The following is a 14,182-nucleotide window of genomic DNA, read 5'->3' on the forward strand; positions in this document are numbered from 1 at the left end:
GTTCCCCGCCGACCGTCCCCATCCTCCCGGCGCCTCCGTCACCGGCGGAAAAGATCTTGGCAAAGGTTCTCGACCGGCGTGTAGAGAACGGATGGCCGGCTCCGACGTCCCGGGTACAACGACGATCCGACGAGGAGAGCCCGATGACCACCAACGTCACCACCCGTTCCGCCAGCCGCCCGACCGGTCGGCGCCGCACCGGATCGATCGCCCGGTGGATAGTGCGGGTGTTCCTCGCCGTGCAGTTCGTCTCGGGCGGGGTGCTGAAGCTCATCGGCGAACCGCGGATGGTCGACCTGTTCACCGACATCGGTGCGGGGCAGTGGCTGCGCTACCTGGTCGGCGTGTGCGAGGTGGCCGGCGCCCTCGGTCTGCTGGTTCCGCGGCTGGCCGCGCTGGCCGCCCTCGGCCTGGCCGGGCTCATGGCCGGGGCCGTGGTCACCAACGTGCTGATCGGCGCCAACCCCGCGGTGCCAGCCGCGTTCCTGCTGCTCGCGGCGGTCGTCGCCTACGGCCGCCGCGCTCAGCTGCGCCGCCCCACCCCCACCCGTTGACACCCCAACCGTTTCACACGCCCGACCCGTGAAAGGAACCACCGCCATGACCGACGAGATCCTCGGCGGCGCGCCGTCCGCCGGCACCCCCCACCCGACCCTGAAGACCCTCGACGTACTGGTCGGCACCTGGCACGTCTCCGGGCCCGGGCACCATGGCACCGTCACCTACGAGTGGATGCCCGGCGGCCACTTCCTGGTCCAGCGCGTCCACCTCGTCCAGGGCGACGACACCACCTCCGGTGTCGAGTACATCGGACACGACCCCGCGAGCGGCACCCTGAAGTCGCACTTCTTCGGCAGCACGGGAGAGATCCTGGAGTACGTCTACGAGGTCGCCGACCGCGAGCTGACCATCTGGTTCGGCGAGCCAGGCTCGCCCGCGCGGTATCGCGGGACCTTCGACGCGGAGGGCACCAGCGCCACCGGAGCGTGGGCCTGGCCCGGTGGCGGCTACCAGTCCACCATGACCCGCGTCCATCCCGCCATCTGTTGACAGCCTGGTGGGGCGGTGTTTCTCAGCGGGAACGCCGCAGTGCCGAGGCCGTGACGGTGAGCACGGACAGGGCGACCAGCGACAGGCACGGTCCGAAGGCCGTCCACGGGGCGCGCTCCACGTACGGCATGCCCTCGGACAGCACGAGGCCCCAGTCCGGGGTCGGCGGTTGCGGACCGAGGCCGAGGAAGCCGAGTGCCGCCAAGGCCAGCGCGATGCCCGGGATGCGCAGCAGCGCGTGGCGGGTCAGCGGCCCGAGCACGCCGGGAAGGATGTGACACCACAGGATCCGGGTCCGTCCGACACCGAGCACGGGCAGGATCGCCACGTACGGCTGTGCCCGTGCCTCCACGACCAGAGCCGCGGTGTGCGCTGCCAGGGGCGCCCAGCCGACCAGCAGCACGGCGGCGGCAGCGGCCCCGGTCGACGGGCCGGTGACCGCGACGACGAGCAGCCCGGCCAGCACCGGCGGCGCCGCGTTCGCCATCTCGATTGGGCCGGTCGCCGCCCGGGGAAGCAGTCCGACCACGAGCCCGATCAGCAGGCACGCCGCGCACAGCAGCAGCGCGGTGCCGATGGTCGTGGCCGCGCCGTGGCCCAGCCGGGCGAGCAGGTCCCGCCCGGAGGCGTCGGCGCCCAGCGGCAGGTCCCACGAGGGAGCCGCCAACCGGCCACGGTCGGCGGCGTACGGGTCGCCGGCCAGCCCGGCGACGACGAGGACGGTGAGCACGAGCATCGCCACGCCGGTCGTGATCCACAGGCCGCGGTGCGGCGCCGGGGCGTGCGCGGCCACCGGCAGGGCGCCGGAACGCAGCGCGGGGCCGAGCATGGCGCGGCGCAGCAGTTCGACGCCGATGCCGGCCACGACGCCGAGAACGAGCAGGATCAGCACGCCGCCCTGCAGCACCGGGAGGTCCTGCGTCTGGGCCGCGCCCAGGGTCACCCGGCCCAGCCCGGGAACGGCGAAGACCCGTTCGACGGCGACGCCCCCGCCGGTCAGGCCGATGAGCACCAGCCCGATCTGCGGGAGCAGCGCGGGCAGCGCCCGCCGGAGCAGGGCGGCCGCGGTACGGGCACGGCCCGCCCCGGCGGTCGCCCAGGTGATCGTCCACGGCTCCCCCACGGCACGGGACACCGCGTCGGCCAGGAGCATCCCGATCAGCCCGCCGGCCGGGAGTCCCAGCGCCAGCGACGGCAGCACGGCGTGGTGCGCCGAGTCCCACCCGTACGGTGGAAAAGCGCGCAGACCGACCGCCCCGGCGATCAGCAGGACCGAGGCGAGCAGGAACTCCGGCAGCGCGGTGAGGGCCGCGGCCCCCGCCCCGCCGCTGCGTCGCGGGGTGCCGCGCAGCGCCGCCCGGAGCGCGGGCAGCGTCAGCAGCCCGGCCACCACGGCGGCGACCAGCCCGGCGAAGGCCGTCAGGGTCAGCGAGACCCCGGTGGCGGTGAGCAGGTCCGGCAGCACGGGCCGGCCGCTGACCCAGGACGTGCCGAGGTCCCCGCGCGGCAGACCGGAGAGCCAGCGGCCGAGCAGCGCGAGCGGTCCCGCGTCGAGGCCGAGTTGCTCGCGGACCGCCGCCAGCGCCTCGGGGGTGGCCTCCTGCTCGGCGGAACGCCCACGCAGCACGGTGAGCGCGGGGTCGCGCCCGGACAGCCAGGGCAGGACGCCGACCAGGGCGATCACCGCCCCGGCCGCGCCGATCCGGGACAGGGCGGCCACCCCGGGAAACGGCCGGGGCGCGGCGTTCAGAAGGCGTGTGCCGGTCACGCTGGCGCGGTTCGGGCCGTGATCAGCGTACGCTCGCGCGAGTCGCGCTCCACGCCGGTGAACGCGCCGGACTCCCCCTGGATGACCCGTTCGTGCAGCAGCGGGATCGCGGCGTCCGACTCCAGGATCAGCTTCTCCGCCCGCATGATGGCCCCCTGTCGCAGCGGTCCGGCCGTGGTGGCCGCGGCGGTCCTCAGGGCAGCGTCGATGGCCGGGTCGCAGAGCTGGGCGATGTTGAACGAGCCCTCGCAGGAGAAGTCGCTGTACATGTAGGCGACCGGGTCGCCGGAGTCCAGGACGGTGGCGCGGGACAGGACGAAGGCGTCGAACCTGCCGGCCAGGGCGTCGGCCTCGATCTGGGCGTACTCGCGTACCTCTTGGCGCACCTCGAAGCCGACGGCTTCGAGCTGCTGCTGGAGTTGCACGGCGACCTCGGGCAGCTCGGCCCGGTCGGTGAAGGTGGCCAGCACGATCGGGATGCCGTTCACCTTCTTCGCGGCGGTGTTCTCTCGCTCGAGGCGTGCCTCGGCCGCCCAGGGCAGAGCGGGACCGAGCAGGCCGGCGGCGACGTCGGCGCGGCCCTCGTAGACGGTGTCGACGATCGGTTCGCGGTTGATCGCCTGGCGGGCGGCGGCCCGCACGGCAGGGTCGGCGAACGGGCCCTTCTTCGTGTTGAGGTACAGCGTGTTGGTGCGGGGCATCGGGACCTCGAACACCTTGTCGGCGTCGAGCAGACCGGCCTGCGACACCGGGACGGCCTCCGCCACGTCCACCGTGCCGGTCCGCAGCGCCGCCGCCCGCGCGGTGGCGTCCGGGACGAAGCTGACATCGATCCCGGCGGCCTTCGCGGGCCCGCCCCAGTAGCCGTCGTATCGGTCCAGCTTGGCGGTCGTGGTGTTACTGGAGATCAGCTTGAAGGGGCCGGTGCCGTGCCCGGCGGGGTTGACCACGCCGTTCGCTCCGTAGGCTGCGGTGGACAGGATGGAGAGCTGCGGACTGGACAGCCGCTGCGGCAGCAGCGGGTCGGTTTCCCGGGTGGTGACCAGGACCGCCTTGTCGGCGGCCGCGGGGTCCGGCTGCACGGTCAGCTCGACGCCGTCGAGGATGCGGGGCTTGGGGCTGGCCCTGGTCGCCGCGGTCAGGGCGGCCACCACCGACGCCACGGTGAGCGGGCTGCCGTCGTGGAACGTGACCCCGTTGCGGATCTCGAACCGCCACGTCTTCGGGTCGTCGAGCGGGGTGAAGGCGGTGGCGAGGGCGGGCTGCGCGATGCCGTCGGCGTCGAGGGTCACCAGGGTCTCGGCCGTCGACCAGCGGGACAGCTTGAACGCGTCGTCGCTGAACGGGGTCAGCCCGCTGCGCGGCGGCAACAGCATCGCCACCGAGATCCGGTCGTCGCCGGTGGCCTCGGCGGTGTCGCCGCCGGCGTTGAAGCAGCCGCTCAGCAGCAGCACGCCGGCAACGGCGGCGGCGAGGCGTAGGCGGGTTGAAGGCACGTGATTCTCCGATGGGTAGGGGGATTCCGGTGTTTCAGGCCGGGAACCGGGGCACCGCGGCGAGCAGCGCGCGGGTCTCCGGATGTTCGGGTCCGGCGAGCAGGTCGCCGGTCGGGCGGTCCTCGACGAGCCGGCCCTCGTGCAGCACCGTGATCCGGTCGCACAGGGCGGCCGCCGCGGAGAGGTCGTGGGAGACCAGCAGCAGCGCGGTCCCCCGGGTCTCGGACGCCTGGCGCAGGGCGTCGACGACGTGCGCCCGCAGCGGGGCGTCGAGGCCGCTGACCGGCTCGTCGGCGATCAGCAGTCGCGGCTCGGGGCTCAGCGCCCGGGCGATCGCCACCCGCTGGGCCTGCCCGCCGGAGAGATCCCGGGCGCGGGCCGTCCGCAGGTCCGCCGGCAGCCGTACGGCCTCCAGCGCCGCCACGGCCACAGCGGTGAGCCGGGCCCGGTCGGTGACCCCGCACAGCCGGCGAATCGGCTCCGTGACGATGTCGAGGACCCGGGCGCGCGGGTCGAGCGTGGACCCGGGGTCCTGCGGCACGTACTGGACGACCCGGCGGAACCAGCGCAGCCGGTGAACCGGTCCGGGCGTCACGTCCCGGCCGTCGCAGCGGATCGTCCCGGCCTCCACCGGTTCCAGGGCGAGCAGCGCCCGTACCAGAGTGGATTTGCCGGACCCGGACCGGCCGACCAACGCGACGCGCTCACCCGCGGCGATCGTGAGATCGACGCCGTCGAGCACGGGCACGGCGGCCGCCGAGCGGTGGGACGGCGGGTAGGCGTGCCGAAGCCGGTGGCACTCGATGACGGTCATCGGCGTGCGGCCAGGGCGTCCGTCGAGAGCCGGGCGGCGTCGACGAGGTCACGGGCCCGGGGATGCCGGGGGTCGTGCAGCACGTCGAGGGCCGGGCGGTCCTCGACGACGCGCCCCTCGTGCATTACCACGATGCGGGTGCACAGCTCGGCGGCGATGGCGAGGTCGTGCGTGATGAACAGCAGCGCCGGGCCGTCCGGGCCGCCGGTACGCTCCCGCAGCAGCCGCACGATCGCGGCCTGGGTGACGACGTCGAGGGCGGTCGTCGGTTCGTCGGCGATCAGCAGTGGCGGGCGGGCGGCCAGGGCCACGGCGAGGCAGGCGCGTTGGCGTTGCCCACCCGAGAGCTGGCTCGGGTAGCGGCCGGCGACCTGCTCCGGGTCCGGCAGGCCCACGGCGGCCAGCAGTTCGAGACGCGCCCGCCGGGTGTCGGCGCGCCGGACGTCGCGGTGCAGTGGCAGGGCGACCTGTTCACCGATGGTGACCAAGGGGTGCAGTGCCAGTGCGGGGTCCTGGAGCACCGCAGCGGGCCTGAGCGCGGCGCCGCGGCGGGCGCACGGGAGACCGCGCACCTCCTCGCCGGCGATGCGGATGCTGCCGGCGGCGACCAGGCCCAGGGGCAGGACACCCAGCACGGCCTTCGCGGTGAGGCTCTTGCCGGACCCGGAGGCGCCGACCAACGCGACACGCTCGCCCACCGCGCACGTCAGGTTGACATCGGAGACGAGTACGCGACCGTTCCCGCGTACCCGCAGGTCGGTTGTGGTCAGAACCGCCTGCCCCACCTAACCTCCAGAAAATGAGATCCGTTTTCGTCGTCCGCGCGGCCTGCTGCCCGGCCGTGACGCCACGGGCCTGACCCCTCGGGCCCTGGAGGCTACAATGAAAATCGTTGCCAACAAAATCGTGGCGTCACCCGACCCACGTGTTCAGGTTCTCGAACCCACACATCCAGCTCTCGTCGCAGGCACCCGCCCGCCGTTGGCCCGTCAGTCCCCGAGAGCCATCCGGCGGGCGCCGACGGGCCAGAGGATCGTGGTCGGGATGCCGTGGCGCCGCGCCCAGTCGACGGTCCGGTCCGTCGACGCCGCGTGGCAGCCAGGTTCGCCGTCCCACACCGCCACGAGTCGCTGCACCCGTCGCACCATTTCCCGGTTGGCGGCCACGTAGGCGGCGGTGTGCGAGCGGTCGTAGCCGGTGTGGACGACCGCCGCCGCCCGGGCGAGCAGCTCATCGAAGGCCGTCCGGTTCTCCGGGCTGATCACGGCGGTCCGGTAGTCGCGGGCCGGGAGAATCACCTCGTGCGTGCCGCCCATCTCCAGAATCGTGCGCACGAAGACCTGATCCGCACCGGCCGCCAGGCAGGTGACGCCGTGCACCGGCCGGTCGCTGATCCGGCGCAACTCGACGCGGAGCGCGTCGGCGACGAGCAGCTCGGTGTCGCGGGTCAGGTTGATGTGCCCGGTCATGCCGACGCGCAGCGGTGCGGGATCAGCCGGCATCCCCCGGTCCTCTCCGCTGCGCGGGCACCGCGGGTGCCAGCCGGATCAGCTCGAACCCGCTGTCGGACAGCACGTCGGGCAGCGCCCGGATCTCTTCGCGGTTCTGCTCCTGGACGTCAGGGGGAAGTTCGTCCCACGGCCGCAAGGCGGGATGCCGCCGCCGGGCGTCGTCGCGGGGCTCGCCGTACGTCCAGCCCTCCCCTCGCCGTTCCCGGCACCACCGTTCGTGCTCGAGGCGGGCGAGTTCCTCGATCCGGTCGTCGATGACCTGCCCGGCGGCGGAGGCGTCGCGGGTGCCGCCACGCCGGGGCGCCACGACACACCCGAGATTCAACAGCTTCGCGGCGATGTCCTGGACGTGGGCCCGGTTCGCGCGCCGCAGCGACTCGGGCAGTCGCGACCAGTCCACCATCGCCGGCGCGTCACCGGGGCGCACCCCGGCGCCCTGCTGGGCCTGGAGGTACCGCTCGTGGATCAGCCGGGCCAGCCGCTCGGTTAGGTCCTCGGCGATCAACCGGGCATCGCAGGCGCGGGTCAGCACCGGATAGAGGCGGAGCTTGCCGTGCACCTCGTCGAGCAGGTCGTGGCGGGAGTCGCCGTGGAAGGCGGCGGCGAGCGCTGCCTGCTGGTAGACCGGCACGAAGACGGAACTCTCGGCGCTCTGCCAGAGGGCGGGCGTGTCCAGCACGAACTGCAGGCCGCTGGTTTCGTCCGGTGCGCAGACGTAGATGCGGTCGTAGCGGCCGCGGTCGAGCTGGTCGAGCCCCACGAGGCCGTCGAGGTCCAGGTTGTGCGCGGTGAGCTGGCAGACGGTGGTCAGGAACGGGTAGCGGGACGCCGCGACGGCGAGTTCGGTGTCGGCGTCCGGGGCCACGAGGTCCACCCGCAGGGGTGGCACGAACTGGCCGGGACGGGTGTCGGCGTGGCGTGCCCGCCAGTGCCGAGCGGTTTCCACCAGGAGGGCTCGGCGGAAGGTGCCGGTGCCGGCGATGAGGACCTTGGTGGGTCGGCCGGTCGCGTGTGGCAGCGGGTGGTGCCGGTGCAGTGCGCGGGCGGCGACGTCGTCGACGTGGAAGTAGTCCAGCCGCAGCCGGCTGGATCCGGCGGCGCCGAGTCGTCGGGCCTGCAGTGACAGGCACATCTCGGAGTCGTGGACCAGGACGTAGACCCGAGGTGGTTGCCGTCGGTCCTGGATGAGCCGGCTGGCGGTGTTGGCGATGGCGTGGTTGCGGTCGTCGTCCTCGCTGCACGCGTAGATGGTGTGGGCCCGGGGCAGCCCGGCGCCGCGCAACACCTGGGGGCTGGCCGGGTCGCCGATGACGCCGAGATACCGGCGTAAGCGGTACTCCAGCGGTCCGAACGGCTCGGAGCGCACCACGACCACGCGCTCGCCGTCGGCGAAGAGCCGGTCGGCGAGCATGTGGGCGAACTGGGAGTCGCCGCAGACCAGGACGTGACCACGGGACCGCCGGGCCCGCAGGCGGCGGCTCTCGGCGGCCAGCAGCAGCCGGCTGGCCTCGGCCACGGCGAGGAGGGTGAACAGCGGGGCGGCGAACCGGGCGACCTGCAGCTGCCACGGGTACGGTCCGGCGTCCTGGAACGGTTCGGCGCCGAAGACGAAGAGTTGCAGGTCGTAGTAGAGCACGTCGTACGGGTCGTGCGCGGTGTCCGGCCGAGCCTGGAGCAGGCGCTCGAAGCCGACGTAGCCGAGAATGAAGGCGGCCAGTCCGATGACTCCGAACACGACTCGAAGCCACCATTCGACCAGGCGGCGCGAGCCGGCGACCGGGTCTGTCATGGCCCTCATGATATTTGACGAGGTCGATCAGGGCCGCGCTCGGCGCACCCGCCGACGCGCTACCAGCTCGGGCGAATTGGCGGCGGGGACCAGCTCGGGCGGAGGCCGTCTCCGCAGCCGGGACCGGTCGCCCGTGCGGGTACGGGACACGCGCAAGCTGATGCCACGGTCGGTGCGAGCGTGTTGCTGACGGCGGACGGGGCTACGGTTGGTGCCCCGTCCGGCTCGACCTGCTCACGGGCGACGGCACCGCCCGCCCGGGCGTCCGGTCGGGCCCGGTCACGGGAAGTCGTCGGGCCTGGTGTCGGGCAGCGCGGCCAGCAGTTGCCCGGCCAGCCGCCGTACGGTGGCGTCGTCCTCCTGGCGAGCAAGCCGCGCGAGCACAACCCGGGTCCGGGCGTCCCGAGAGTAGTGGCGGGTCAACCCGAGCAGCGCGGTCCGGCGGATCTCCCAGTCATTGTCGTCGGCCAGCCGTAGCAGCAGCTCCTGTACCCCCACTCGGCCGGCCAGCGTGGCCCCCAGCTGTTCCACGGCCCGGCGCCGCACCTCGAGGTCCGGGTCGTCGCGGACCAGCCCCACCAGCAGTACCCGGACCTCCGGGTCGGCTCCGAAGTGCGCGCCGAGCGCGGCGGCGATGCGGGCGCGGATCGCCGGGTCCTGGTCTGCCAGGCGGCGCAGGAGCCGCAGTGTCACCGCCATGGATGCCGAGCCCTGCTCGGTCAGGCAGCACACCGCCGCGTCGAACACGGTAGGGTCGCTGTCCGATTCGACGCACTCCAGCAGCACGTCGGTCACCAGATCGGGGCTCCCGTACGCGCAGAGGGCCTGCACGGCGGCCAGCCGGATGCCGACGTAGCTGTCCCGGCGGGCCCGCCGGCACAGTGTCTCCATCAGGCCGTCGGCCTCGCCGTGGCGGGCGAGCGCCTGGGCGGCCGCGCGCAGCACGTTCGGGTCGGGATCCCGGCTGACCTGCTCGGCCAGGCACTCCAGCACCTCAGGGTCGGGCGGGTCGGCGAGGCGGGTCAGGCGGAGGGTGACCCGCAGCCGGACGATCGCGTCCCGCTCCTGGGAAGCGCGGCTGATGAGCAGAGCACGAGTGGCGTGCCCGAGTAGCGGCCGGCCGGTGAGCAGGTCGACCGCGGCGAGCCGGACGCTCGCGGTCGGGTCGCGGTGAGCTTTCTCCAGCAGCAGCTCCCCGGTGCGGTGGTCCGGGTATGCCTCAGCCAGCGCGCGCACCGCGGCGAGGCGTACCGTCGCGTCCTCGTCGGCACGGGCCGCGTGCGCCACCACGGTCCATGCGGTGTCGTCGGCGCGGTCCCGGTCGATCAGCGCGGTCACGGCGGCGGCACGCACGGAGGCGTCCTCGTCCTGCTCGATCTGGTCGACCAGCCGGGCTCGGCAGCGCCCCTCCGGATCGGATACGAGCGCCAGCCGCTGCACGGCGACCGCGCGGAGCCGCGCGGAGGTGTCCGAGCAGGCCAGCTTCAGCAGCAGTTCGGTGCTCTCCGGGCCGGACCGCCCCGGCAGCAGCTCGGTCACCACGCAGCGCCGCACCTCGTCCGGGGAGTCGCCGGTCACCCGCTCCAGCGCCCGGATGCGGGCGGTCTCGGCGTGCTCCGGCAGGGCCAGCAGTCCCTCCAGCGCGCACTGCACCACGCCCGGGTCGGTGTCGGTGGCCAGCAGCCGCTGCAGTGTCTCGGGGGCGTCCGGCAGGTCGGCGCAGCGCGTGGTGAGCACTCCGGCGGCGGCCCGCCGCACCGCGGTGGCGGGGTCTTCGGTGGCCCTGGCCAGCACCTGGCGGACGTCCTCGGAGAGCTCGGTCCGGCCGCCGAGGGACTGCACGGCCAGCGCGCGCACCGCGAGATCGGGTGAGTCGGCAAGGTCGCGCAGCACGTCGACGTGGTCGGGGTCGGCGCCGAAGTGCGCGACCAGAGCCCGCACGGCGGCCTGCCGCACCGCGGTGGAGACCTCGGCCTGTGCCTGGGCGAGCAGGAGGTCCCGGCATCGGCGGCGGCTGCGGCTGGTGGTGGTGCCCAGCCGGCCGGCGGTCTCGGCCAGCCCCGCGACCAGGGTGAGGTGGGCCTGCCGCTCGCGGCCCTGCCCGAGTTCCCGGACCAGCAATTCCTCCAGCTGCTCCTCGGCGGTGGAGAGCGCCGCGGCGATCCGGGTGGCGAATGCGGAGCCGGAGCGCCAGCTGGTCCGCACCCCGCGACGGCGGTACCAGTGCAGGAAGGTCTCCCGGCCGGGCCAGCTCGGTCCGAGCGCCCGGATCGAGGACAGCAGCTCCTGCTCGGTGAGCTCCACCAGGTTGGGGTCGTCGGCGGAAATGCCGTGTTCGACCAGCCGCACGACCTGGCACAGCACCGCGTCGCCCGCGCCGGCCAGCTCGGCGGGCTGCGGCGCCTCCGCCACGCACTGCGCGGCCAGCACCAGGTTCCATGGCGGGCCGGCCAGGTTCAGCGGCGGCCAGGGTTGGTTGGCCTCGGTGGCGAGCAGGATGACCAGGTCGTTGGCGGTCTGGGCGGGCAGGGCGCCGGCGACCAGCCGGAGCACCTCCCGCCAGGACGGGTCGGCCCAGTGCTCCCGGAACAGCGCGCGCAGTTGGTCGAGGCCCCAGGCGTCCGGATCGTGCTCGAACCTGTCCACGATCTCCTCTGCGCAGAAGAACTCCAGGAACGTGCGGTGCACGAACCCGAACAGTCGCAGTCCGTACCGTTCCAGGATGAAGCTTCGCTGACGCAATTTGTCGATCATCGAGTAGGCCATGGCGAGCGCCCGCTCGTTCTCGAAACCGTAGAACGCGACGAGGTCGTCCCGGAAGATGCGCGCCAGTTCGTCGGATTCAATGTAGTTTCCTGCCGGGCCGGATTCCCGGAACTGCATCCAATACGCCAGGTGGCGCACCAACCGGCGCTTCGCCTGCAGGTCTAGCAGCGGCACGTCGCTGTGGCTTTCCCGCAACTGTTTGGTCACGTCCCACTCGGAGATCAGGACGTCTGTGACGTGCGCGTAGAGCCGGTGCCGGTTGCGGGGCAGCGGGTGGCCCCGGCCGACGATCGCCATGAGCATCAGCAGCAGGGGATTGCCGGCGATCTCGTGCATCGCTCGGGACCTGCGCACCACGTCAAGAATCTGTCGCCGTTGCCGGTCCGCTTCCGCCGCCGGTGTGGGCATCACGTAGCGGTACCAGTTGCCGAGGAACCGGACGATTCGCTCGTCGTCGAGATCCTCCAAAGTGAAGTGGTCGAAGCCGGCGTTGGCGAAGGTGTGCCGCAGGTACCCGGCCGCCCGCGAGGTGACCATCGTCCGCACCCCCGGGTACTCGCTGGCGAACGTGGCGATCTGCGCGGCCACCTCCTCCCGCTGCGCGGGGTCGAACACCTCGTCCAGGCCGTCGAACAGGAACAGCGCCTGGCCGCCCTGACGCAGGTACGCCTCCAGCACGCCCTGGTCGATTCCGGCCAGTCCCTGCTGGTGGCGGTGCCCCACGTAGTCCAGCAGGCCGTCGCACCGCCCGTCCCCGCAGTGCGCGGCATAGGAGCGCAGCTCGATCAGGACGGGTAGGTACCGCTCCAGCGCCGCCAGCCGGGGCTCGGCGCAGACGCCGGCCAGCGCCAGCGCCAGGTACCGCGCGGCCGCCGACTTGCCGGAGCCGGGGTCGCCGAGCAGCACGATCGCCCGCCGGCCCGGATCGCACACCACGTCGAACAGGGCCAGCGCGTCCTTGGCCGCGTACTCTTCCCAGAGCCGCTCCACCTCCTCCGGGTTGACCACCCCGGGCAGCCCGCTGGCATGATCGTCCCCTGAGGAGCTGGCCCACCGCCACCAGGCCAGTGGCATCTCCGGCCGGGTGTCCTCGTGCACGCGGGGCTCCACGAACATCTTCGGTAACCCGACCGTGAGGTATCCGATGGTGGGGCGTGGTGAGACCGCGTCCAGCGGAACGGCCTGATACCTCAGCGCCAGCTGTTTGTAGTACTGGCTGCGCACGGCTTCCGGCAGGTGGGTGTCCGGGTCGGCGGGCTCGCGCGCCGGGGATCGGCCGCTGCGCACCTCGGCCAGCGCCACGGTCACCTTGGCGGCGAGGTCGTCCACGCCGGAGAAGAAGGCACAGAGGTGGCGCTCCTTGAGCTCCCGGCGCAGCGCGACGATCTGCTGCCAGTCGGCGTCCCGGTCGATCATGCCGACCGGCCAGGGTGTGTCCTCGGCGAGCAGGAAGATCAGGCAGGGCTTTCCGGCCGCGAGCGCCTCACGGTATTCCAGTTCGGTGATGGAGGAATCCTGGCCGGGCGGCCGAAACCCGTACCGCCAGGCGAACAGCCCCACGTAGAGATCGCACCGGCGAACGTCGGCCAGGCAGCGTTCCAGCGGTGGCCGGACGTCGGCGCCGTACGCCTCCATGGCCACGTCCTCGATCTCCAGACGACGTGCCACGACGTGCACGGCAGCACGATATTCCAGCAGGTCCTTTTGGGTGGCCGAAATGTAGACCTTCATGAACGGCAAACTCCAGGGGGTAGCTGGCGACCGCACCAATGAAAATATCAGTTGCCTTCACATCCCTCTGACCCGCGAACACCCCCCGCCGTACATGGGAATCCCGCCAACGGTGGGCCTATGATGGCCACAGGACAGACCCGGATCCGGGCGAGCCGAATCCCGTGCTCACGACAAGTTTCGGCAATCCCACACGGATCCGTGTCGGTGCGGGTCACGGCGGCGTACGTCAATCACCATGGGACCGCACTCCGCGGGGCGACCGCGGACCGGTGCCGGCAATGCGGAGGAAGCCATGCTCACGGTGGGTGAGGTGCACACCAGCCTGCTGCAGCACAGCACGGCGCTGACCCAGGAGCAGAGCTCCGAGGTGCTCGGCCTGGTCGAGGGCGAGGTCGTGCTGACCTCCCGACGCCCTTCGCTCTACGCGGTGTCGCCCGACGTCCGCACCGGCGTGGACTGCTGGCTGCCCAGCGCCAGGAAGCGCCAACTGCGCGGGGTGGGTGCGGTGGTCACCCGGGCCATCGTCACCGGTGGCCGAATCGTCCAGGCCTCCTCGGTCATCCAGGTCGTCGCTGGAGATCGCCGCCAGCCATGGTCGCACTATCTGGCCAACCCCGGCGTCCTTGAGACGGTCGGCAGGCTGGACGCCGCGGACCTGACCGCAGGCTTCCTGCACGGCAACAACGCGGACGTGCTGAACCTGGAGGCGATCACCGGCCGGGTACTCGACGGCGTGCAGATGTCCGACCTGCTGGACCGGCACCCGCCACTGCGCGCGGCGCGCACCCGACTGCGCTGGACCGCGCAGGTCGACCAGCAGCCGGGCCGGGCCGTCTCGGCGGTGGTCACCGTGGACTCCCCCACGCTGCGCACGGTCGAACTCGTGGTCGGCCCGCAGGACGTGCCGGCCGCCGTGGCCGGCCTCTGCGAAGATCTCGCGCTGCACGATTGGCTGCTGACCATGCTGTCCTCCCTGGTGGAGGCCGCGGTCACCCGACCGGCCTCCGGGCAGGAGCACATCGAGCGGCTGCGGCCGGTGCTGGAGCACCTGCTGCACCTGTGGCTGCCCGGCGCTCGGGTCCACCCGCGGCTGCGGCCGATCTGGGACCGCCTGGAGCAGGTGCCCGGGTTCAGCCGGCAGTGGAAGTCGTCGGTCAACTGGATCCGGGATCAGATCAGCGTGAACAACATGGCACTGCTGCGCGACCTGGCCGACCGGGTGGCGGTCAAGCAGCCGTGCGGTCGCTGACCGCG

At 72.8% G+C, this 14,182-nt stretch carries 10 protein-coding genes; 3 read left to right on the plus strand and 7 right to left on the minus strand.

All coding sequences use genetic code 11. The features are described from left to right. Positions 1-143 precede the first annotated feature (143 nt). Positions 144-554, plus strand: a complete 411-nt coding sequence (locus tag ABT006_RS09105) for a DoxX family protein (RefSeq protein ID WP_350704488.1) — start codon at positions 144-146, stop codon at positions 552-554. A gap of 46 nt (positions 555-600) precedes the next feature. After that, positions 601-1,050: a hypothetical protein gene (locus tag ABT006_RS09110; protein ID WP_350704489.1), complete on the plus strand. Its 450-nt coding sequence runs from the start codon at positions 601-603 to the stop codon at positions 1,048-1,050. A 22-nt stretch (positions 1,051-1,072) separates the two neighbouring features. Here ABT006_RS09110 and ABT006_RS09115 read toward each other — a convergent pair whose 3' ends face one another. From ABT006_RS09115 to ABT006_RS09145, 7 genes are all read right to left on the minus strand, one after another. Then, the gene (locus ABT006_RS09115) at positions 1,073-2,818 is read right to left on the minus strand and encodes an ABC transporter permease subunit (RefSeq protein ID WP_350704491.1); all 1,746 of its coding nucleotides are present in this window, start codon (positions 2,816-2,818) and stop codon (positions 1,073-1,075) included. After that, positions 2,815-4,314: an ABC transporter substrate-binding protein gene (locus tag ABT006_RS09120; RefSeq protein WP_350704492.1), complete on the minus strand. Its 1,500-nt coding sequence runs from the start codon at positions 4,312-4,314 to the stop codon at positions 2,815-2,817. The genes ABT006_RS09115 and ABT006_RS09120 overlap by 4 nt, the downstream gene beginning before the upstream one ends. Positions 4,315-4,348: 34 nt before the next feature. After that, a complete protein-coding gene (locus ABT006_RS09125) occupies positions 4,349-5,128 on the minus strand; it encodes an ABC transporter ATP-binding protein (RefSeq protein ID WP_350704494.1) in 780 nt (259 codons plus the stop codon). Continuing rightward, on the minus strand, positions 5,125-5,913 hold the full coding sequence (locus ABT006_RS09130) for an ATP-binding cassette domain-containing protein (protein WP_350704496.1): 789 nt from the start codon (positions 5,911-5,913) through the stop codon (positions 5,125-5,127). Before ABT006_RS09130 ends, ABT006_RS09125 begins: the two co-directional genes overlap by 4 nt. A gap of 204 nt (positions 5,914-6,117) precedes the next feature. Beyond that, a complete protein-coding gene (locus tag ABT006_RS09135) occupies positions 6,118-6,630 on the minus strand; it encodes a hypothetical protein (RefSeq protein ID WP_350704497.1) in 513 nt (170 codons plus the stop codon). Further along, a complete protein-coding gene (locus ABT006_RS09140; RefSeq protein WP_350704499.1) occupies positions 6,620-8,428 on the minus strand; it encodes a RyR domain-containing protein in 1,809 nt (602 codons plus the stop codon). The genes ABT006_RS09135 and ABT006_RS09140 overlap by 11 nt, the downstream gene beginning before the upstream one ends. A 279-nt stretch (positions 8,429-8,707) precedes the next feature. Further along, positions 8,708-12,925 carry a HEAT repeat domain-containing protein gene (locus tag ABT006_RS09145; RefSeq protein ID WP_350704500.1) on the minus strand — a complete coding sequence of 1,406 codons (4,218 nt, stop codon included), beginning with the start codon at positions 12,923-12,925 and terminating at the stop codon, positions 8,708-8,710. Positions 12,926-13,220: 295 nt separating this feature from the next. Here ABT006_RS09145 and ABT006_RS09150 point away from each other — a divergent pair, with 295 nt between their 5' ends. Further along, positions 13,221-14,177 carry an SCO2521 family protein gene (locus ABT006_RS09150; RefSeq protein ID WP_350704502.1) on the plus strand — a complete coding sequence of 319 codons (957 nt, stop codon included), beginning with the start codon at positions 13,221-13,223 and terminating at the stop codon, positions 14,175-14,177. Positions 14,178-14,182: the final 5 nt, after the last annotated feature.

It is taken from the genome of Micromonospora sp. NPDC002717, from assembly GCF_040295705.1.
GTDB lineage: Bacteria > Actinomycetota > Actinomycetes > Mycobacteriales > Micromonosporaceae > Micromonospora.

Coding starts and splice junctions, on each gene's coding strand:
- ABT006_RS09105 (WP_350704488.1), top strand. CDS start 144: ATGACCACCAACGTCACCACCCGTTCCGCCAGCCGCCCGACCGGTCGG.
- ABT006_RS09110 (WP_350704489.1), top strand. CDS start 601: ATGACCGACGAGATCCTCGGCGGCGCGCCGTCCGCCGGCACCCCCCAC.
- ABT006_RS09125 (WP_350704494.1), bottom strand. CDS start 5,128: ATGACCGTCATCGAGTGCCACCGGCTTCGGCACGCCTACCCGCCGTCC.
- ABT006_RS09135 (WP_350704497.1), bottom strand. CDS start 6,630: ATGCCGGCTGATCCCGCACCGCTGCGCGTCGGCATGACCGGGCACATC.
- ABT006_RS09140 (WP_350704499.1), bottom strand. CDS start 8,428: ATGACAGACCCGGTCGCCGGCTCGCGCCGCCTGGTCGAATGGTGGCTT.
- ABT006_RS09145 (WP_350704500.1), bottom strand. CDS start 12,925: ATGAAGGTCTACATTTCGGCCACCCAAAAGGACCTGCTGGAATATCGT.
- ABT006_RS09150 (WP_350704502.1), top strand. CDS start 13,221: ATGCTCACGGTGGGTGAGGTGCACACCAGCCTGCTGCAGCACAGCACG.